We start from the raw sequence: 21,247 nt of genomic DNA, 5'->3' as shown, positions 1-21,247 counted from the left end.
TTTGATACTCTTTTATATTTATTTGTATAATGGATATTTTTCAGGATCAAATTTATGCAATTCTCCTCTAAGACCTGAGTGTCCAACTTGTTTGTGGCAGCTTACGCAACTTAGAGTATTATTAGAATCAAGATATTTCATATGCATAGTATTTTGGGAATTAGATGCTAGGTTGTTTGTTATATTTGAATGACAATTTAAACAACCAGAGTCATAGGTAAATTTTTCCCTATGGTTGAGTTTTTCTAGCCAATCAACATCTTTATCCTTTCCTATAGCTGTTATAAAAACTTCTTTTGTTCCATTGTAAGCTTTGGTCAATAGATAGTTGAAAATATTATCATGAGGAAGATGACAATCAACACAAGCTGCTTTAACTCCAGTTTTTCCTATTCCAGAATGAACATCATTTAAATATGATTTTTCCATAGGTTCCATCACATGACAAGCACCGCAAAATGGTAAATCTCCTGTGATTTGAATGGTTTTATGACCAAAAAAAATCGTAACTAGTCCAATTACAAATCCAAATAAAATTAAAAATATCATTTTTTTCATTATTTTATCTCTCTCATCCATTTTGAAGTATTATGGCAGTCTTTGCACATATTATAAGATGGTTTGTGCTCATTATGACATGAATAACAATTTAAATTTAACCCATCATGGATAGAATTGTGAGGATTTTTCTTGTCTAAAAAATCTAATCTTTGCGCTAGAAATTCTTTACTTTTATGGCAATTAAGACAGGTTTGAGTCTGCACGGGTTTAAATTTTTCTTTTGGAATAGCTCCATGACAATCCTTACAACTAATCTGAACGCTTTTATGATGAGGCTTCATCGTTTTATTTAAATCCACATTATCAGCATATAAAAAATTAAAACATAAAAAAAATGTCAATAAACTTAGTATTTTTTTCATATTTTTTTCTCATTAATGATATTTTTTGCACACAATAATCCAGATGTCATACAATCAGGTATGGAACAACTTGTTAATCTACTTGCTCCATGGACTCCTCCTGTAGCTTCTCCTATCGCATATAGATTAGGAATTGGGGCGTTATCTTGCAAAGATAAAACTTTCATATTGGTATCAATGAAAATTCCACCAGGTGTATAGCTTAAGCTTGGTGCAGCTTTCATAGCATAAAATGGAGCTTTGTTGATACCTGAATTTTTTGATTTGCTTAAGTCTTTGCCAAATTCATCTTTGTTATTTTTTAAACCTTCTTCGTATTTTGCTATGGTTTGTTTTAAAGTATCAAGATTTAAATCAAAATATGTTGATAATTCTTCTAAGGTTTGAAATTTGTGCATTTTGCCAGAAGTTATAAAACTATTCATTCTTCTTGGATCATGAGAATTTGCAAAACCATTGGAGTCAAAAATAACAATAGGGTAATTTGTTGTATTTATCGTATCCATATGAGATAAAATTTTATTAGAAAGCACTTGACGATCACCATCTTCATTTAAAAATCTTTGCGATCTATCATCTACTATAATACCATATATTAAATCTTCTGTTGGAATACCAAAAGAAAATCTACTCAAAGCAGTTTGCACAGGGTTTCCTCCGGCTTTTGCCATGATTTTTAAAGCACCAGCTGTTTGGCCTAAATTTGAAGGAGTATATGCAAGCTTTAGTCTAGGATTAGCAATGCTTCTATATTCCACATCTCTACTAAATCCTCCTGTTGCAAAAACAACTGCTAATCTTGCTTGATATGTTTTTGTATTTCCTGAAGTATTTTCTCTATCATCGTTTCTTAACTCTCGATTAAAACGATAATTTTCTCTTACTTTAATCCCTATTACTTCACCTTGTTCATTTTTTAAAATTTCATCACATTTAGTTTCTTTTTTAAATTTTCCACCTTCTTTTAGAAAGGTTTGGTGTATTGTTTGGATAGCTTGACCACCACCACCTATGGTTTGTATGGTTCTTGGCACACTATGGCCACCTAAGAATTTGAGTTTGTCTGAATATTTTATACCACAACTTTTGGCAAATTCATAAGCTTCATTAGAGTGTTTTACTAATCTTAAACTTTGCTCTTTATGGTTATATCCTTGTCCAACTTTATTTAAATCTTTAAGGAAAAGTTCAACACTATCTTGTATATTTTCCTTTTTTTGCAAATCAGAACCCATTACAGCAAAATCTTGCTGAGATAAAGCAGAGTTACCTCCAATTCTATCCATTTTTTCAATCATTAAAACATTAAGCTTGTTTTTTGCAAGATAAGTTGCACATATATGCCCACTAATACCACTTCCAACCACTATAACATCATAAATTTCATCAAAATTGATTTTAGATGTTTGATTTGGCGAAGCATTTAAAATTAAAGGTGTGCTTATGGCAGAAGCAGTAGCAAGTTTTATAAAACCCCTTCTAGATAACTTTTCCATATTTTCTCCATTATAAAAATAATTTAAAATAAAGCATTAAATATTTACTAATATTTAAAAATTATTTTGAATTATAATAGAAAAAATATTTTTTTGCAATGAAAATGATAATATTTTATATATTTAAAAATAAATATATTTAAAACATTTTTTATAATAAAATAAAATTTCGCAAAAGCTTCTTACCATTTTGACTTAAAATAGCTTCTGGGTGAAATTGCACTCCGTAAATATCGTATTTTTTATGCTTTAAGGCCATTATGATACCATCTTTGCTTTTGGCTAGAATTTTGCATTTTTTACCTATATCACTAACATATAAAGAGTGATACAAACAGACTTGAAAATTTGTTTTTATGTTTTTAAAAAGAGGATTTGGTGCAAAATCGATAGTTTTTATTTTACCATGAGTTGGGTTTGAAAGTTTAGAAATTTTACCACCAAAAACATGTGCTATGCATTGGTGTCCTAAACAAATTCCAAGAATTTTTTTATCTTTTTTAAAGTATTTAATAGCTTTTAGACTAAGTTTTGATTCTTTAGGGGAATTAGGCCCTGGAGAAATGATTAGATGGGTAAAATTATATTTTTTAAGTTTTTTTGGGTGTTTGAATTTATCATTTTTAATGATTTTATATTTAACATCAAGTTCTTTAAGATAAAAGGCTATGGTGTAAGTAAATGAATCATAATTATCTATAATTAAAACTTTCATAAAACTACCTTTTTTAAGCCTCTTACAGAATTGATAGCATAAATTTCTTTGGAATTTAAAAGTTCGTTTTTGCTGATATTTTTTTCTTGAATGAGTTTGTATTTTAAAAGTTTTTGTCTATAAATTCCATTTAAGCAATTTTTAGCATAAGGGGTAAAATATTTATCATCAATTTTTACTATGATATTACTTCTTGAGCCCTCATGTAAAATATTTTCTTTATCAAAAAAAGCTACATCATAGCATAAATCTTCTTTCCATAAATATGAATTTTTTTCATAAATACTGCGTAAAGAGCTTTTGTGGTGAGTTAAAAAATTGACTTTTAAAAGTTCATTGCTAAGGATTAATTTATCATTAGTATTTTCTTTTATATCGCTAAATTCTAACTCATATAAACCATTTTTAAAAAGTTTTAATTTTATGATTTTTTGTCCTTGATATTTAAAAGTGCTTTTAGTGAAAAAATAATTATTATTAAAAATAAAGTCATTAAATTCTTGCAAAGATTTAAAACGAATTTTTTTATCTTTTTTTGCTGTGAATTTAAAATCTTGCATGATTTTTTGAGTATCAAAATGAAAAAATATGGCTGAATTTAAGAGTCTTTGTAAGTGTTCTTTAAAAAATAAAATTTTACCATCTTGATAAAACATCGTTTCAAATAAATAAAAATCTGATTGTAAAATTTTACTTTTTAAACGCAATTCTTCAAATTCATCTTCTTGTTTAGAATCCCATACAAGTCCGCTACCAACGCCGTATCTATAAAAATTCTCGTTATTGTTTTTTTCTATGGTTCTAATTGCAACGCTAAATTTAGCTTTATTTTTATGTATCAATCCTATAGCACCACAATAAATTCCTCGCTCTCTTTGCTCTAAATTTTTTATAAGCTCTATGGTTTCTAGTTTGGGAGCTCCTGTTATAGAACCACATGGAAAAAGAGCTTTAAAGATGGTGAAAAAATCCATATTATTTTTTAATTTTCCGCTAATTTTTGATATAAGTTGGTGTAAAGTAGGATAGGTTTTTGTTATAAAAAGTTTTGTTTTTTGAGTATTTTTTTTGATAATTTTTGATAAATCATTGCGTAATAAATCAACTATCATCACATTTTCGCTAATGGTTTTTTCATCATTTTGTAAGAATTTTTTTAAATTTTCATCCTCTTTTAAATCTAAAGATCGTTTTATAGTCCCTTTCATAGGTTTGGTGCAAATGGTATTATTTTTTATTTTAAAAAAAAGTTCAGGGGAAAATGAAGCAAGTTCTAAAAATTCATTTTTTATGTATGCTTTAAATTTAGTATTTTGTTTAAGATAAAGACTAAGAAAAATTTCATATAAATTAAGATTTGATTTAAAATGTAATTCTTGGGTTAGATTGACTTGGTAACTTTGTCCTTTTGCTATGGCGTTTTTAACTTCGTTAAAATTTTTAAAATATTTTTGTTGATCAAAATCTTGAGTGAAAATAGCACAAAAATCTAAAATTTGTTCTTGATGAGTAAAATGAGTTTTTTCTTTAAAAGCTAAAAAATACACAAAAGGTTCAGCACTTGCGTAGTTTTTATCTTTTAAATATTTATAAAATTCATATTTTACATAGCCTAAAAAATAAAATTTATCTTGGTTTTTTTCAATGATTTTAAAAACTTTTTTACTTTGTTTTTTATTATAAGCTTTTAGACTAAAGGCTAAATCATGATAAATATAATCACCAAAAATTCCAAAATTCATTTTTTCACACTAAAACATATACCCAAATAGGTAAAGAAATAAAGGCAAAGATGATACCAAAGGCTACAGCGCTTACAGCTAAATTTGTATCTAATTTTGCTTTCATGATCATTGCTGCAATTAATGTCATAGTTGGCATAGCTGATTCTAATATGGCTATATTTAGACTTGAATTTAAGTGAAAATTAAAAAATTTTAAAAGCATTAAAAATATTAAAGGAGTTAAGATCATTTTAGAAAAAATTACTATTATTGTGCTTTTGTAAGAAGCTACAATACTTAAAAATCCTAAATTTAATCCTATAGCAAAAAGAGCTATGGGTGTAGCACTTGCTCCAAGCATACGCAATGGTTCAAAGATAAATTCTGGCAAAGTAAAAAATTTACAAACTAGTCCTAAAAATAAAGCAATAAATGGCGGAAAAGTTAAAACTTTTTTAATATTTGTGAAAAAATTAGTCTTTTGGTTGCTTGCTAAAGAGATGATAAAAGGTGCTAACAAAGCTACAGGTAAGGCAGTGGCTAGTGCATCATAAAGTATGATTTCTCCTAAAAAATTAGTTTGTGGATAAATTCCTGTTATGATGGGAATTCCTACAAATAAAGTATTTCCAAAACTAGCAAGTAAAAAAATACTCACCAATGTGTTCTTGCTAAAATTAAAATACATTGCTAAAAGTGTGCAGCAAAAGGCTGAAAAAAGAGCGCTAAATAATCCCAGTAAAATTACAATAATTAAAGAAAAATCAAAATTTAAATGATAAACACGCTCAAAAATTAAACATGGTAAAGCAAAGATAATAGCAAAATCAAGAAATGTTCTTGATTGTTTTTGTTTTAAAATTTTGATTTTTTTTGCAAGATAGCCAGTAAAAAGTAGGCAAAATATACCAAATAAAGAAGTATATATCATCTAAGTTAAAAAACTTTTGACTAGATTTTGAATGAGTAAATTCCATCCATCTACTAATACAAAAATGAGCAATTTAAAAGGCATAGAGATCATTACAGGTGGAAGCATCATCATACCCATAGCCATTAAAACCGAGCTTACCACCATATCAATAACTAAAAATGGCAAGAAAAGCAAAAAGCCTATTTCAAAAGCTGTCTTAAGCTCGCTAATCATAAAAGCAGGTACTAAAACAGTTAAAGGAACATCGTCTATGGTTTTTGGATTTTCTAAATTTCTAATTCTATAAAAAAGTGCTAGATCTTTTTCTCTAGTGTTTTTTAGCATAAAATCTTTAAAAGGTTTTACACTTTTTTCAAAAGCTTCTTCATAGCCAATTTGTTCAGCTATGTAAGGTTTTATACCCTCGTTGTATGATTTGGTTGCAACAGGTTCCATGATGAAAAAGGTTAAAATCAAAGCCAAGGTAACTAAAATAGTATTTGGTGGCATAGTTTGAGTACCAAGGGCAGTTCTTAAAAAAGAAAACACTACTACAAGTCTTAAAAATGAAGTCATTACGAAAATAATAGTTGGAGCAAGTGCTAGTATGGTTAAAACTATGACGATATTTAAGGTGGTTACAAGTTGTTGAGGATTATTAGGTGCACTAAGGCTTAAATTTACTGTAGGTATGGTAACTTCCGCACTAAAAAGAGCTAAACTTGATAAAAATAAAACCAGTAAAAACCTCAAATTTTTTCCTTAGAATGAAAATTTAAAGCATTATTTTAGCAATTTTACTCTTAAAAGAATTGAAAAATATTTTTTAAATTTATTAAAAAGATTGTTTTAGACATAAGTTATTTTTATAATTTTTACTTTAGCTTGTTAAAATTGAGTAATAACTTTTACAAAAAAGGTAAAACCATGAAAACTTCCATACTTATACTAGCAGCAGGGCTTGGAACTCGTATGAAATCACAAAATCCAAAAGTTTTGCAAAAAATTTCTTCTAAACCTATGATTTTACATATTTTAAAACAAGCTTATAAAATTAGTGATGATGTTTGCATAGTGCTTTCTCATCAAAAGGAAAAAGTAGAGCAGGTAGTCCGTGAGCATTTTCCACATACACGCTTTTTAGAGCAAGATTTGCAAAATTATCCAGGAACAGCAGGAGCTTTAAGAGGTTATGAAAGCAAATACGACAAGGTGTTGATTTTATGTGGTGATATGCCTTTGGTTAAATCTAGTGATTTAGAAAAAATAGCTTTCAATGAAAATGATTTTAGCGTGGCTGTTTTTGAAGCAAAAGATCCAAAAAGCTATGGAAGAATAGTTTTAAAAGAAGAAAAAATTGAAAAAATTGTAGAAACCAAAGATGCAAGCAAAGAAGAACTTGCTATAAAGGCTTGTAATAGTGGAGTTTATGCGATTAAGGCTCAAATTTTAAAAGAAGTTTTACCTTTAATAAAAAATGACAATAAAGCTAAAGAGTATTATTTAACCGATGCAGTATTTTTAGCTAAAGAAAAAGGATATGTGGTTAATGCTGTATTTGTTGATGAGCAAAATTTTATGGGCGTAAATGATAAAATCGAATTATCTTTAGCTCAAGATATTATGCAAGAAGAAATTAAAAAAGAATGGATGAAACAAGGAGTGATTTTTCATATGCCTGCTACGACTTTTATTTCAGATGAGGTTGAATTTATAGGTGAATGTGAAGTATATGAAAATGTTCGTATAGAAGGAAAATCAAAAATTATTAATTCCATCATTAAAAGCTCAAGTGTGATTGAAGATAGTATAGTAAAAAATAGCGATATAGGACCTTTAGCACATTTGCGTCCAAAGTGTCATTTAAAAAATACTCATATAGGAAATTTTGTAGAGTGTAAAAATGCTTTATTAAATGGTGTAAAAGCTGGGCATTTAAGTTATTTGGGTGATTGTGAGATAGATGAGGGAAGTAATATAGGCTGTGGAAGTATTACTTGTAATTATGATGGAGTAAAAAAACACAAAACTAAAATAGGTAAAAATGTTTTTGTTGGATCTGATACGCAATTTATCGCGCCTGTAAATGTCGAAGATGATGTGATCATAGCTGCTGGAAGCACGGTTTATAAAGATGTAAAAAAAGGTTCTTTGTATATAAATAGAGCTAAGGCTGAAATTAAAGAAGATTTTTTCTATCACAAATTAGGTAAAAAATGAAAACTATCTTGCTAGCAGTAAGTGGCAGTATAGCATTTTATAAGGCTTATGAGTTAATTTCTTTATGCAAAAAAGAAGGTTATAGGGTTAAAGTATTGCTTTCTAATGGAGCTTTAAAATTTTGTACTAAACTTAGTTTTGAAGCTTTGGTAGATGAAATTTTATATGAAGAAAATGAAAGTTGGCAAAATCAAAATAATCATATAGCTTTTAGCAAAGATTGTGATGCTATAATTTTTGCCCCTGCTAGTATAAATTCTATTAACAAACTTGCTAATGGTATAGCAGATAATTTATTTATCCAAACTTTAATAACAGTGCAAAAACATAAACCTTTTTTAATAGCTCCTGCGGCTAATACGAATATGTATTTGCATTTTAGCACCCAAAAATCTTTGCAAATTCTTAAAGAAAATGATTATATCATCATTGATCCTGTAGTAAAAAATTTAGCTTGTAAAGACTATGGTTTAGGTGCTTTAGCCGAAGTTAATACTATATTTTATGCTTTAAAAAGAGCTTTATTTAAAGATGATTTTTTTATAAATAAACAAATCGTTATAAGCGGTGGTGGAACTAAAGAAAAAATAGATGATGTTAGATGTATAAGTAATTTTTCAAGTGGTAAAATGGCAAAGGCTATTGCCGATGCTTTGTATTTTTTAGGAGCTAGGGTGGTTTTTTTAAGCTCTATTGAATTTGATGTTGCTTATGAGATAGAAAAATTTAATTCTTCAGCCCAGTTGAAAGAAAAATTACAAAATTATAAGCATTTTGATGTTTTAATCATGAGTGCAGCAGTGAGCGATTTTGTACCAAAAATGTATTCTGGGAAAATCAAAAAGAGTGATTATTTAGATGGATTTGATTTAAAACTTTATCTTAATGAAGATATATTAAAAAATTTAGATTTTAAAGGTAAAAAAATAGGCTTTAAAATGGAATTTGATGAGCAAAATGCTTTGAGTAATGCTAAAAAATCTTTAGTAGAAAAAAGATTAGATATGGTATGTTTGAATGTTTTAAATGAAAATATGACTTTTGGAGATGATGAAAATTGTATTAGTTTTATCACCAAAGATAAAATTTATCAAAGTGAAAAAATGAGCAAAGAAAAACTGGCTTTTGTTTTGGCTTCTTATATGAAGGATTTATGGTGAATATTATTAATTCAACTTTACCTATAAGAATGCAAATTTTAGAAAAAAAATCATACAATCGTTATGTTTTATTATTAAACACAAAAAAGCTTGAAACAAAAAGCATGATAGAGCTTGAAGTAGGAGAAGAGTATTTAGCAGAAGTTTATGAGGATAAGGGCGTAATTTCTTTTAAAAATCTTTTAAAAAAACCTAATATAAAGCTTTTTGAAGAAGGAAATTTAATCATAGAAAAATTATTAGAACATGGAGATGAAAATTCTTGGTATAAAAACTACATTGTCAATAAAATCATAGAAAGTAAAAATGCATATGAGTATGAAATTTACAAAGAAATGTTTTTTGCTTTTTTTGAGGGAATTTATCATATACCTTTTGTGTATGGCTCAGAAAGAGCTTTGTTTGAGGCAAAAAAAAGTGGAAAAAATGTAGAAGTTTATTTGTATTTTGAGATTTTTGGTGCTTTAAAAATTTATATTAATGATGGTAAAGTTATACGCATACAAACTCCTTTTGCAAAAGTAGCGCAATTTTTACACGAGTATTTTAAATTTGAAGTTGTTTCTATTTTATCACCTTTGTTTGTGTTTAAAAGATTGATGGATATTAAAGGCTAAATATGAATGAATTAAAGCATTTAGCTGTGGTAATGGATGGTAATAGGAGATGGGCTAAAAAAAATGGACTTTTAGAAAAAGTCGGTTATGAACAAGGGGCTAAAACCATAGAAAAGATTATAGAAGTTTGCATAGAAGAAAAAATCATTCATCTTACACTTTATGCTTTTAGCACTGAAAATTGGCAAAGACCTAAAGAGGAGATTGAGTATTTATTTTGTTTATTAGATAGATATTTAGATGATGCATTGCCAAAATTTTTAGCCAATCATGTGCGTTTTAAGGCGATAGGAAATTTTGATTATTTAGATAAAAAAACGCTAGATAAGATTAATAAAGTTCAAGATCAAACCAAACACCACAATGCTTTAAATTTAAATTTAGCTATTTCTTATGGTGGAAAAGATGAAATAGTAAGAGCTGTAAAAAAAGTTATTGAAAAAAAACTTGAGATTAATGAAGAAAATATCCAAGCGAATTTAGATTTAAGCGAAGATGTGGATTTATTTTTAAGGGTAGGGTGCGCACAAAGAATTTCAAATTTTTTAATCTGGCAATCAAGTTATGCTGAAATTTATTTTAGTCAAACTTTATTTCCTGCTTTAACTAAAAAGGAATTTAAATCCATCATAAAAGAATTTAAAAAGAGCAAAAGAACCTTTGGTAAATGATATTTTTTATATTATTAGGACTTTGTATAGGTTCGTTTATAAATGTGGTAATTTTTAGAAGTATTACAAAACAAAGCATCATAAAACCTAGATCTCATTGTAATAAATGCGGTAAAACTTTAAAAATTTATCATCTAATCCCCATTTTATCTTTTGTTTTTTTAAAAGGTAAATGTGCTTTTTGTAAAGAAAGAATTTCTTTTGTTTATCCTTTTAATGAACTATGCTGTGCGATTTTATTTGCATTTTGCTTTTATTTTTTTGATTTTTTACAAGCTTTGCTTTTTGCTTTGATATTAAGTGTGTTTTTAATGCTTTCTTGGATGGATTATTATTTAAAAGCTGTGAGTGAAATTTGGCTTTGGATTTTATTTGTTTTTGCATTTTTGTTTGATTTTTATAGTTATAAAGATATATCTGTTTTAAATTTAGAAGAACATTTTCTTTTTAAAATTTGTTTTGGTGCAGGGTTTTTCTTTTTGTTAAAAAGTTTTATTAATTTTATAAAAAATTTTAAAAAAAGAGATGAAATTTTAGAAAGTTTAGGCGAGGGTGATGTTATAATTATAGCTTTGATTTTTGGAATTTTTGGCTATGAAAAAGCTTTTTGGATACTATTTATAGCATCTGTTTTAAGTTTAATCTTGTTTGTAAAAATAGCAAAAAAAGATTATCAAATGCCTATGATTCCTTTTTTGTTTATAGCTATTTTAGTGCATTTTGGCGTAGAAAGAGTGATATGAAATTAGTTTATAAGTATTTATTAAATCAATTTTTAAATACAATGCTGTCTTTATTTTTTACCTTATTTACTATAGTTTCTATTGTATTTTTTATCCAACTTGCAAAAATTACTTCTTATATAGAAATCACTCTTTTAGAGCTTTTTCAATTATATATTTACTTGCTACCAAAGACTTTAGCTTTTACTTTGCCGATTTCTTTTTTTATAGCTTTGACTTTAAGTTTTTATAGATTATCAAGAGAAAATGAAAGCATTGTTTTGTTTGCTTTGGGAATTTCTCCTAAAGTTATTGCAAAATTTTTTATGAAAATTGCTGCTTTACTTAGTGCTTTTATGTTGCTTGTAGTTTGGATTTTTATACCTATATCTTTTGAACTTTTTGATAATTTTGTAGATTATAAAAAAATTAGCACAAAAGTGAGTATTAAAACGGGTGAATTTGGACAAAGATACGGAGAATGGCTTGTATTCATAGATGAAAAAGATGATAATGGAGTTTATAAAAATATCATCATGTATCATCCTAAAAAAAGTGCTCAAGATAAAGAACAAGCTATATTGGCTAAAGAAGGAAAGCTAGAAAGTAATGAAGGTATTATTTCTTTTAGTTTAAAAGAAGGTAAGGCCTATGAGATTAAAGATGATAATTGGCATATTTCAAGTTTTAAAAATTTACTTATTAAAAGTAAGGTTTATACTAAAGATTTAAATACTAAAAATTTTTATGATTATTGGTCTGATTTAAATACTAACAAAGACAAAGCAAAAGAATTTGTCATATATACTCTTATAGCTTTATTTCCTCTTGCTAGTGCATTGTTTGCACTTTCTTTTGGAATTGTGACTTATCGTTATGAAAAAGGTTTTGCTTATTTTGGAATTTTTGTAGTGATTTTTGCATATTTTAGTTTGTTAATTAGTTTTTACAAACCTCCTTTAGTGGCAGTAGGAGTGATTTTTGTAAGCTTTTTACTGTTTTCAATGTTTTATTTTAGTAAGAAAATTGCAAATAAATACTAATGCTTATAAAATTAACTTTTTCTTATGATGGCTCTAAATTTCAAGGCTCAGCAAGTCAGCCCCATGGAAAAAGTGTGCAAGATGAGCTTTCTTGTGCACTTAGCCATCTTGGTATTTATGAAAAAGTTTTATTTGCTTCAAGAACCGACAAAGGCGTGCATGCTAGCAAAGCTGTAGCTAGTGTTAAAATTAAAGAACATTTTCAAGATTTAACTTATCTAAAAAACAAAATCAATCATTTTGCAAAACCCTTTATTTATATAAAACAAATACAAAAAATGCATGAAGATTTTCAAGTGCGTTTTGATGTCAAAAAACGAGCTTATCGTTATATACTTTTTCATGGAGAATATAATCCTTTGCTTGCTTCTTATGTGCATTTTTATCCAAAAATAGATCTTAAATTAGCTTTAGAATTAGCCAAGTTGTTTCAAGGAGAGCATGATTTTAAATTTTTTCAAAAAGAAGGCTCGGATAATAAAACCACTATAAGAAAAATTTATACTAGTAAAGTTTATACTTATAAGGATTTTACTATCTTTTATTTTGAAGCTAATGGATTTTTAAGATCGCAAATTAGAATGATGATAGCAAGTATTTTAAAAGTTTTAGAAGGTAAAATGAGTCAAGATCAACTTTTAGAGCAAATTAATACAGAAAAAATTTACAATCGTTTTTTAGCTCCTGCAAGCGGTTTGTATTTGAGTAAAATTATTTATTAAAACTTTCTAAATTTAACAAAGCTTGTTTGATAAAAATTCCTCCTGAGTATCCGCCTATATGATTTTTAGCAACAATTCTATGACAAGGTATAAAAATAGCTAATTTATTTTTAGCATTTGCATTACCCACAGCTCTATAAGATTTTGGATTTTTTATCATCATTGCTATTTCTTGATAAGTTTTTGTTTGACCATAAGGAATACTTAATAAAGCTTTATAGACTTTTCTTTCAAATTCACTTCCTTGTATAAATAAAGGAGTTTTGAAAACAAAAAGTTTTTTAGCAAAATACAAATCTAGCTCTTTTTTGGCTAAATTTAAAATAGGGCAATTTTGATTTTTAAAATTTATTTTTTGATTTGAAAATTGAAGATCTATGAGTTTTTTAGAATCACTTGTTAATACAATATATCCAATATCACAAGAATAGATACTTTGATACATATTTTAACCTTTATTTTAAAATAATTAATTGTTATTAAAGCAAAAATTTAGTTAAAATAGCACTATATTTTAAAAATTAAGGAAAGTATTTGAGAATTTTAGTTTTAATTTTTGCATTATCTTTTCAACTTTTAGCATTAGAATATAATTGCGAGTATATAAAAGAACATGAAAAAAACTTTTTTAAGAATTTTCACCCACAAAATATGCAAGATTATTCCCAGATTGATTTAAATTGCAAATTTTCTTTTAAAAACAATCCTATCACACAAAAGCTTTACACGCTTGCAAATGAAATTAGAGGTAGTAACAGTGCTTGTATGGGCGGAGAGTATTTTAGTGATTTAAGAAAATTTGATTTTTTACTTTTAAAAGCAGCTTTGGATCCTTTAAGTTATAAAGAAAATCTTCAAGATGCAATTATTTTGGAAGAAAAATTTGAAAAATTAAAAGCTTATTTTAGATTTTGGGCTTATCAAAGCATTGGAAATTTTAAACTTTATAAAGATTTTTGGAAAGAATATAACAATGCTATTAATCCACTGACTATGTATTTTTATAATAATTTTAAAATGGATAAAGCAAGTGCGATTTATTATGCAAGCAATGCTTTGAATGAATTTTTAAACTGGGCAGTTGGTGAAACTAAAATATTTAAAGATATTTCAAATTTTCAAAAATTTGTAGCTAATTCTAAAAATTCTTTAACTCAAATTAAAGAATATATATATGCAAATAAAATTAGTGATTTAGAATTAAACAATGGCTTTAAATCAGCTTTATTAAATAATAGAGATGTCAATATAATAGCTGAATTTATAAAACTTGGAGCTAAATTAAATGAAGGATATGAATCTGCTTTATTTTATGCTTTGGGTGATTATGATAATGTTAAATTTCTTTTAGAAAATGGTGCTTTGGTTGATTATAAAAATTCTTTTGGAAAAACAGCATTATTTTATGCTGTTGAATACAATAACCATAAAGTTGCAAAACTTTTAATAGAAAATGGTGCTAATATCAATCAAAAATACATTAATGATAATGAAAAACTCTCAGTAGCTAGCATAGGCTCTAACACTCCTTATTACATCACTTTATGTGCGCTAGAACATACTTCAAAAAATATTTTTATGCATGCAGCTAATTATGCTGATGTGAAAATGCTTAAGCTTCTTGTTGAGCATAAGGTTAAAATTGATGAGGTGGATGATTTGGGTTTTAATGCTTTAGATTTTGCTATTATTGCTAAAAAAGAAGAAAATGTTAAATATCTAAGAGAATTAGGTCTTAAAGAAAATGAAAATTTAATGCTTTATGGTGATATTGAGCCATGAAAATAGCTTTAGTTACAGGCGTAAGCTCTGGTTTTGGACTAGAGACTTTAAAAGCTTTGATAGAGCTTGATTATAAGGTTATAGCTATAGCTAGACGCAAAGAAAGATTAGAAGAGCTAAAAGCTAAATATCAAGATAAAATTTTTACAATTGCTTTAGATGTAAGAGATAAACAAGCAGTTTTTAATGCTATAGAAAATTTACCCCAATCTTATCAAAATATATCATTATTAGTAAATAATGCAGGACTTGCACTAGGGCTTGAAAAATTTGATGAATTAAGTATTGAAGATATTGAAACTATGGTAGATACTAATATCAAAGGATTTTTATATGTTGCAAGGGCGGTTTTGCCGTTATTAAGAAAATCTAAGAATGCACATGTGATTAATATTGGATCCATTGCAGGAAATGTTGCTTATTATGGAGGAAATGTATATTGTGGCACTAAAGCTTTTGTATCGCAATTTTCTAAGGCTTTAAGAACTGATTTAAGGGGTTCAAATATAAAAGTAACCAATATCGCTCCAGGTCTTTGCAAAACAGAATTTAGTCAAGTTCGCTTTAAAGGTGATTGGCAAAAAGCAGATGAGGTGTATCAAGATACTAAGTATATTCAAGCTAGTGATATTGCTAGGATTATTTCTTTTATTATTACATTGCCTGAACACATAAATATCAATGAAATCGAACTTATGCCTGTAACTCAAACATGGGCTGGGACTTTTGTTGAAAAAGTGTAATTTATTTTAAGGAGAAGCATGAAATTTTTTTGTTTGTTATTGACTCCACTTTTATTGCTTGCTAATACGCAAAGCAATGCTGAAATTTTTGGAGTTTGGACTCTTTTACCTCCTGTTGTAGCTATCATTTTAGCTTTTATAACTAAAGATGTGGTACTTTCTTTGTTTATTGGTGCATTAAGTGGAACTTTTATGCTAGCTCTTGTAGAAAATACGATCTATCATGCTATCATTGCTTCTTTTACAGGATTTGTTGATAAAGTTGTAAGTGTTATGGCAAGTTCTGGTAATGCTGGAATTTTATTGCAAGTTTTAACCATAGGCGGAGTTGTCGCGTTAATCACTAAAACAGGTGGGACTAAAGCAGTAGCGCTTTGGCTTTCTACAAAGGCTAAGCAGGCAAAAAGTTCTCAGTTTGCAACTTGGTGCATGGGGATGTTTATCTTTTTTGATGATTATGCTAACTCTTTAATTGTAGGTCCTATTATGCGACCTGTGACAGACAAATTTAAAGTAAGTCGTGAAAAACTTGCTTTTATTATGGATGCTACTGCTGCACCAATTACTGGACTTGCTATTATTTCTACTTGGATAGGACTTGAAATTTCTTTAATTCGCAGCGGATATGATTTAATTGATGATGCAACTTTTGCACATTTAGGAATTTTAAAAGAAGAAATCAATGCTTTTGAAATTTTTGTGCAAACATTGCCATATAGATTTTATAATCTTTTTATGTTGATATTTGTGGTTTTGACTATTTATACAGGTAGAGAATTTGGGCCTATGTTAAAAGCTGAGCTTCGTGCAAGAGCAGGTAAATTCTCTCATGGACATGAACAAATTGATAATGTAGAAGATAAAGTATTAGAGCCAAAAGAGCATATAAAATTACAAGCATCAAATGCCATTATACCTTTAATTGTTTTGATTGCTTTTTCGTTTATAGGTTTTTATTTTAGTGGATATAATGCTATTGAAGATGCAAATTTAAAAGCCCAAATTGACGCTTCACCTTTAAGTTTATTTGCTTTTAGGGAAACTTTTGGAGCAGCTGATGCTTCCATAGTATTGTTTCAAGCAGCATTATTAGCAACTATAGTTGCGATTATTTTAGGTATGTATAGAAAAATTTTCACCCTTAAAGAAGCGATTGCTACTTGGACTCATGGCTGGAGAACTATGATAATGACGGTAATCATCTTACTTTGTGCTTGGTCTTTGGCTTCTGTGATTAAGGATTTGGGAACTTCTAAATATTTGATTGATTTATTTTCAGATAAAACTCCTATTTATTTATTACCAACAGCTATTTTTATATTTGCTTCAGTAATTTCTTTTTCTACTGGTACTAGTTATGGAACTATGGGTATTTTAATGCCTTTAGCCATTCCTTTAGCTATGGCAGTTGGAGTGCATAATGAATTAAGCGGCGTTGAGCTTCATCAGTATATGATTATTAATATTTCAGGGGTTCTAACAGGTGCTATTTTTGGAGATCATTGTTCACCAATTTCAGATACGACTATACTTTCTTCGATGGGTAGCAAATGTGATCTTTTAGCTCATGTTAGCACTCAAATGCCTTATGCTTTAAGTGTGTGTGCTATTAGCATACTTTGTGGCTATTTACCAGTTGCTTTAGGGCTTAATGTGTGGCTTGGTTTGGCTTTTGGAATTTTAGCTATGATAGTTTTGCTTTTTGTTGTTGGCAAAAAGGTTGATGCTTAATGAATTTTGAAGAAAAAATTGCTTTAAATAAAGCATTATTTTCTTCTTTTTTTGATGAGAAAGTCGAATGCTTTGATTCTCCGCTTATTGCTTATAGAACTAGAGCTGAATTTTCTATTTATCATGGTAAAAATGATGAAATTGATTATGCTATGTATGAAAATGGCAAAAAAACTCCTATAAAAAAATTTGATATAGCTGATGAAAAAATTCAACATTTTATGCCTATTTTGCTTGAGTCTTTAAATAAAAATTTAAAACATAAATTATTTGGAGTTGAATTTTTAGCTACAAGATTAGATTTAAGTATAACTTTGCTTTATCATAAAAATATAGATTTAATTTATGATGAATTGTTTCATTTGGCTTCTTTTTTAAAAGTAAAACTCATAGCAAGAAGTAGAGGTAAAAAACATATTTTTAATGGGGAAAATTTAAAGCAAGTTCTTTATGTAAAAAATAAAGAAATTTTTTATGAATTTAATAATGATTGTTTTATCCAGCCAAATACTTATATCAATGAAAAGATGATAGAATGGACTCTTTCTTGTATAGATAAAGATGTAAAGAAAGATTTGTTAGAGCTTTATTGTGGTTATGGAAATTTCACCATAGCTTTAGCAAATAAATTTAATAAAATTTTAGCTACTGAAATTTCTAAAAAAAATATAGAATTTGCTTTGAAAAATTGCACTTTAAATGACATTTCAAATATAAATTTCACTAGACTTTCTAGCGAAGAATTAAGTCAAGCCTTAAAAAAACAACGACAATTTAATCGTTTAAAACATATTAATCTTGATGAATTTAAAATAACACATGTTTTGGTTGATCCTCCAAGAAGCGGACTTGATGAAAGTGTGATAGAATTCATTAAAAATTTTGAAAATATTATTTATATTTCATGCAATCCTATTACTTTAAAAGAAAATCTTGAAAAATTATGCAATACTCATAAAATATTTAAATTTGCATTTTTTGATCAATTTGCAAATACAAGCCATCTTGAATGCGGAGTGTATTTAAAACGCAAAGGTTAAATTTGGGTAATGTAGAAAAAATTTTAAATTCTATGAAAAATATTGCCATTATAGGTTTAAGTCCTGATGAAAATAAAGCTTCTAATTTTGTAGCTAAATTTTTACAGAATAAAGGATTTAAAATATATCCAATTTATCCAAAAGAAGAATTTATCTTAAAAGAAAAAGTTTATAAAGATCTAAAAGATATTCCTTTTAGCATAGATACGGTTGTGATGTTTAGAAAAGCTAGCTATGCAAATGAAATTTTTGAAAGTTTATTGGAAAAAAATGTTAAAAATTTTTGGATGCAACTTGGCATAATAAATGATGAAATTTGTAAAAAGTGTGAAAAATTTCATATAATTTGCGTTCAAGATAAATGCATCAAAATAGAGCTTCAATCGAAGGAAAATAAATGATAAAATTAAATCAAATTTATCAAGCAAAACAAAAAATATCTGATTTTATTTTAAAAACTCCTTTTGTGCATTCTTCATTTTTAAGTGATTTTTTACAAACAGAAATTTTTTTAAAATGTGAAAACTTACAAAAAACAGGAGCTTATAAAATACGCGGTGCTTACAATGCTATAGCAAATTTAACTCAAGAGCAAAGACAACTAGGGGTTATAGCTGCAAGTGCTGGAAATCATGCACAAGGTGTGGCCATAAGTGCTAAAAAATTTGACATTAAAGCAGTGATAGTTATGCCTGAAGCTACTCCACTTTTAAAAGTAAGTGCTACTAAAAATTTAGGGGCACAAGTGATACTTCATGGGGATAATTTTGATGAGGCTTATTCTTTTGCATTAAATTACGCCAAAGAGCAGGACTTAAATTTTATCCATCCTTTTGAAAATGAGCAAATCATAGCAGGTCAAGGAACGATAATGCTTGAAATGCTTGATGAAATTAATGATTTGGATATGATTTTAGCTCCTGTTGGAGGAGGAGGATTGATTAGTGGTATAGCTAGTGTTGCAAAGCAGATCAATCCTGATATAAAAGTTGTAGGAGTGAGTGCAAAAGGAGCTCCTGCAATGTTTGAAAGTTTTTATAATAAAAATATTATTAATTCTAAATTTGTTCGCACAATAGCCGATGGTATAGCTGTTAGAGATGTAAATAAAATAAATTTTGACATTATTTTAGAATGTGTTGATGAATTTATACAGGTAGATGATGAAGAAATTGCTAATGCGGTATTGTATTTGCTTGAAAAACATAAGATGATTGTAGAAGGAGCTGGTGCTTGTGCTGTTGGAGCACTTTTACATAAAAAAGTAAATTTAAAAGGACATAAAAAAGTAGGTGTTGTTTTAAGTGGTGGAAATATTGATGTGCAGATGTTAAATATCATTATAGAAAAAGGTTTGTTTAAATCTTTTAGAAAAATGTGCATCAATGTCACTTTAGTTGATAAACCTGGCGCTTTGATGGCTTTAAGTGATGCTATAAAAGAAGCTAATGCCAATATTGTTAAAATTGATTATGATAGATTTTCAACTAAGCTAGATTATGGTGATGCTATGATTTTTATCACTTTAGAAACAAAAGGAAAGGAGCACCAAGAATTAGTTAGAAAAATACTTTTTGAAAAAGGTTTTAATTTTAATGAAATTTAAAAAAATAAAACAAGGAAAAATATGTCAAAAGAAATAATCCTAGAAGCAAATACATTGATAACCTCAAAAACTGATTTAAAGGGTGATATTATTTATGCTAACGATGATTTTTTAAAATATGCAGGTTATAGTATGAAAGAAATTTTATACAAACCTCATAGTATAGTTCGTCATCCTGATATGCCAAAGACAGTTTTTAAATGTTTATGGGATTATATTCAAGAGGGTAAAGAAATTTTTGCTTTTGTAAAAAATAAAACCAAATATAATGATTATTATTGGGTTTTTACTAATGTTACAGCTTCATATGATGAAAATGGAAATATTATTAATTATTATTCTGTAAGGAGAAAACCTAAGCAAGAAGCAATTGCTACAATAGAAAAAGTATATCAAATACTTTTAGAAGCGGAAAAAAATGGTGGTATTAAAGCAGGAATTGAAGAATTAATGAAGATTGTTACTTCATATAATATGAACTATAATCAATTGATTCTTGCCTTGCAAAAATAATATATTAAGGTTTGTTTAAAAAGTATTATTTTATCTTAATATATAATAACACTTTTTTTATCTTAAATAAAATCTTGAAAAATAGATAAGAAGGAGATTGTCTGTGTCTAAAGAAAAAGTTTTAACTTCAGATGTTTTAATAACATCAAAGACAAATTTAAGGGGTGAAATTATTTACGCTAATGATGATTTTTTAAAATACTCAGATTATTCTATTGAAGAAATTTTATATAAACCTCATAGTCTTATGCGTCATCCTGATATGCCAAGAACGGTGTTTAAATTTTTATGGGATTATATTCAAGAGGGTAAAGAAATTTTTGCTTTTGTAAAAAATAAAACCAAATATAATGATTATTATTGGGTTTTTGCTAATGTAACAGCTTCGCATGATATAAATGATAATGTTATCAATTATTATTCTGTAAGAAGAAAACCTAAGCAAGAAGCAATTGCGACTATGGAAAAAATTTATAGAAAGCTTATAGAAAAAGAAAAAGATCATGGGATTAAAGCAGGAGTTGAAGAGCTCCAAAAAATAGTAAAATCTTATGGTATGACTTATAATCAACTTATGATGGAAATTCAAAAATAAATTAGGAGATTGTTTTGGCAAGAAATGTTTTGTATATTGGACTTTTAGTAAGCATTATAGGGTGTTTAGTAGGGGTATTATTTGCAGAGTATATATCTGCTGGTATTTTTGGTTTAGTTTTTTTAGTGTTTTTAGCTAGTATTTATATTAATAAAAGCGATGAAGATTTTAATGATAAAATTTTACATTTAAGCAAAGAGCTAAAAAATGGAAATTTTGATGAGAGGGTTATATATATTAAATGTCGCAATAAAAAATTAAAAGAAATTGCAGATAATTTAAATAATACTATTGATGGCTTAGAAGCTTAT

General features: G+C 27.5%; 23 protein-coding genes. 15 read left to right on the top strand and 8 right to left on the bottom strand.

Annotated features, from left to right (window positions below; translation table 11 throughout):
- Window positions 1-18: 18 nt before the first annotated feature.
- From CVOLT_RS04885 to fliP, 7 genes are all read right to left on the bottom strand, one after another.
- Window positions 19-558 carry a cytochrome c3 family protein gene (locus CVOLT_RS04885; RefSeq protein WP_158336549.1) on the bottom strand — a complete coding sequence of 180 codons (540 nt, stop codon included), beginning with the start codon at window positions 556-558 and terminating at the stop codon, window positions 19-21.
- Window positions 558-923 (bottom strand): cytochrome c3 family protein, encoded by a 366-nt coding sequence (locus CVOLT_RS04880; protein WP_039665702.1) that lies wholly within the window; start codon window positions 921-923, stop codon window positions 558-560. The genes CVOLT_RS04885 and CVOLT_RS04880 overlap by 1 nt, the downstream gene beginning before the upstream one ends.
- Complete coding sequence (locus tag CVOLT_RS04875) at window positions 920-2,419, bottom strand: FAD-dependent oxidoreductase (protein ID WP_039665701.1); 1,500 nt, start codon at window positions 2,417-2,419, stop codon at window positions 920-922. Before CVOLT_RS04875 ends, CVOLT_RS04880 begins: the two co-directional genes overlap by 4 nt.
- 151 nt (window positions 2,420-2,570) lie before the next feature.
- Window positions 2,571-3,134, bottom strand: a complete 564-nt coding sequence (locus CVOLT_RS04870) for an anthranilate synthase component II (protein WP_039665700.1) — start codon at window positions 3,132-3,134, stop codon at window positions 2,571-2,573.
- Window positions 3,131-4,876: a bifunctional chorismate-binding protein/class IV aminotransferase gene (locus CVOLT_RS04865; protein WP_039665699.1), complete on the bottom strand. Its 1,746-nt coding sequence runs from the start codon at window positions 4,874-4,876 to the stop codon at window positions 3,131-3,133. Before CVOLT_RS04865 ends, CVOLT_RS04870 begins: the two co-directional genes overlap by 4 nt.
- Window positions 4,877-4,880: 4 nt before the next feature.
- A complete protein-coding gene (locus CVOLT_RS04860; protein ID WP_039665698.1) occupies window positions 4,881-5,789 on the bottom strand; it encodes an AEC family transporter in 909 nt (302 codons plus the stop codon).
- Window positions 5,790-6,524, bottom strand: a complete 735-nt coding sequence (fliP, locus tag CVOLT_RS04855) for a flagellar type III secretion system pore protein FliP (protein WP_039665697.1) — start codon at window positions 6,522-6,524, stop codon at window positions 5,790-5,792.
- Window positions 6,525-6,698: 174 nt separating this feature from the next.
- Between fliP and glmU the strand changes: the two genes are divergently transcribed.
- From glmU to truA, 7 genes are read left to right on the top strand one after another with little or no spacing between them, the layout of a single operon-like run.
- Window positions 6,699-7,991, top strand: coding sequence for a bifunctional UDP-N-acetylglucosamine diphosphorylase/glucosamine-1-phosphate N-acetyltransferase GlmU (gene glmU, locus CVOLT_RS04850; RefSeq protein ID WP_039665696.1), 1,293 nt, complete (start codon window positions 6,699-6,701; stop codon window positions 7,989-7,991).
- Window positions 7,988-9,151, top strand: a complete 1,164-nt coding sequence (gene coaBC, locus CVOLT_RS04845) for a bifunctional phosphopantothenoylcysteine decarboxylase/phosphopantothenate--cysteine ligase CoaBC (RefSeq protein WP_039665695.1) — start codon at window positions 7,988-7,990, stop codon at window positions 9,149-9,151. Before glmU ends, coaBC begins: the two co-directional genes overlap by 4 nt.
- Complete coding sequence (locus CVOLT_RS04840; RefSeq protein ID WP_039665694.1) at window positions 9,148-9,768, top strand: hypothetical protein; 621 nt, start codon at window positions 9,148-9,150, stop codon at window positions 9,766-9,768. Before coaBC ends, CVOLT_RS04840 begins: the two co-directional genes overlap by 4 nt.
- Window positions 9,769-9,770: 2 nt before the next feature.
- Entirely contained in the window at window positions 9,771-10,439 is a 669-nt protein-coding gene (gene uppS / locus CVOLT_RS04835) for a polyprenyl diphosphate synthase (RefSeq protein WP_039665693.1), read from the top strand.
- On the top strand, window positions 10,436-11,182 hold the full coding sequence (locus tag CVOLT_RS04830) for a prepilin peptidase (protein ID WP_039665692.1): 747 nt from the start codon (window positions 10,436-10,438) through the stop codon (window positions 11,180-11,182). Before uppS ends, CVOLT_RS04830 begins: the two co-directional genes overlap by 4 nt.
- Window positions 11,179-12,204: an LptF/LptG family permease gene (locus CVOLT_RS04825; RefSeq protein WP_039665691.1), complete on the top strand. Its 1,026-nt coding sequence runs from the start codon at window positions 11,179-11,181 to the stop codon at window positions 12,202-12,204. The genes CVOLT_RS04830 and CVOLT_RS04825 overlap by 4 nt, the downstream gene beginning before the upstream one ends.
- Window positions 12,204-12,926, top strand: a complete 723-nt coding sequence (truA, locus tag CVOLT_RS04820) for a tRNA pseudouridine(38-40) synthase TruA (protein WP_039665690.1) — start codon at window positions 12,204-12,206, stop codon at window positions 12,924-12,926. The genes CVOLT_RS04825 and truA overlap by 1 nt, the downstream gene beginning before the upstream one ends.
- Here the strand turns inward: truA and CVOLT_RS04815 are convergent.
- On the bottom strand, window positions 12,916-13,371 hold the full coding sequence (locus CVOLT_RS04815; protein WP_039665689.1) for an O-6-alkylguanine-DNA/cysteine-protein-methyltransferase: 456 nt from the start codon (window positions 13,369-13,371) through the stop codon (window positions 12,916-12,918). The two genes, truA and CVOLT_RS04815, sit on opposite strands and share 11 nt — an antisense overlap.
- Before the next feature lie 89 nt (window positions 13,372-13,460).
- On the opposite strand from CVOLT_RS04815, the gene CVOLT_RS04810 reads away from it, so the two are divergent.
- The 8 genes from CVOLT_RS04810 to CVOLT_RS04775 all read left to right on the top strand — a co-directional run bounded on the left by CVOLT_RS04810 (window position 13,461) and on the right by CVOLT_RS04775 (window position 20,936).
- Complete coding sequence (locus tag CVOLT_RS04810) at window positions 13,461-14,708, top strand: ankyrin repeat domain-containing protein (protein ID WP_039665688.1); 1,248 nt, start codon at window positions 13,461-13,463, stop codon at window positions 14,706-14,708.
- On the top strand, window positions 14,705-15,451 hold the full coding sequence (locus CVOLT_RS04805) for a short-chain dehydrogenase/reductase, subgroup 5 (RefSeq protein ID WP_039665687.1): 747 nt from the start codon (window positions 14,705-14,707) through the stop codon (window positions 15,449-15,451). The genes CVOLT_RS04810 and CVOLT_RS04805 overlap by 4 nt, the downstream gene beginning before the upstream one ends.
- 18 nt (window positions 15,452-15,469) lie before the next feature.
- Window positions 15,470-17,182, top strand: a complete 1,713-nt coding sequence (locus tag CVOLT_RS04800; RefSeq protein WP_039665686.1) for a Na+/H+ antiporter NhaC family protein — start codon at window positions 15,470-15,472, stop codon at window positions 17,180-17,182.
- Complete coding sequence (gene trmA, locus CVOLT_RS04795) at window positions 17,182-18,222, top strand: tRNA (uridine(54)-C5)-methyltransferase TrmA (RefSeq protein ID WP_039665685.1); 1,041 nt, start codon at window positions 17,182-17,184, stop codon at window positions 18,220-18,222. Before CVOLT_RS04800 ends, trmA begins: the two co-directional genes overlap by 1 nt.
- Window positions 18,223-18,254: 32 nt before the next feature.
- The gene (locus tag CVOLT_RS04790) at window positions 18,255-18,623 is read left to right on the top strand and encodes a CoA-binding protein (protein ID WP_243705890.1); all 369 of its coding nucleotides are present in this window, start codon (window positions 18,255-18,257) and stop codon (window positions 18,621-18,623) included.
- Window positions 18,620-19,828, top strand: a complete 1,209-nt coding sequence (ilvA, locus tag CVOLT_RS04785) for a threonine ammonia-lyase (protein ID WP_039665683.1) — start codon at window positions 18,620-18,622, stop codon at window positions 19,826-19,828. Before CVOLT_RS04790 ends, ilvA begins: the two co-directional genes overlap by 4 nt.
- Before the next feature lie 21 nt (window positions 19,829-19,849).
- Window positions 19,850-20,341: a PAS domain-containing protein gene (locus tag CVOLT_RS04780; RefSeq protein WP_039665682.1), complete on the top strand. Its 492-nt coding sequence runs from the start codon at window positions 19,850-19,852 to the stop codon at window positions 20,339-20,341.
- Between the two features lie 103 nt (window positions 20,342-20,444).
- On the top strand, window positions 20,445-20,936 hold the full coding sequence (locus CVOLT_RS04775; protein ID WP_039665681.1) for a PAS domain-containing protein: 492 nt from the start codon (window positions 20,445-20,447) through the stop codon (window positions 20,934-20,936).
- The last annotated feature ends 311 nt before the right edge of the window (window positions 20,937-21,247 follow it).

Source organism: Campylobacter volucris, assembly GCF_008245045.1.
Taxonomy (GTDB): Bacteria; Campylobacterota; Campylobacteria; order Campylobacterales; family Campylobacteraceae; genus Campylobacter_D; species Campylobacter_D volucris.
The sequence above is the reverse complement of the archived record's forward strand: the minus strand, read 5'-3'. Positions and strand labels throughout refer to the sequence as shown.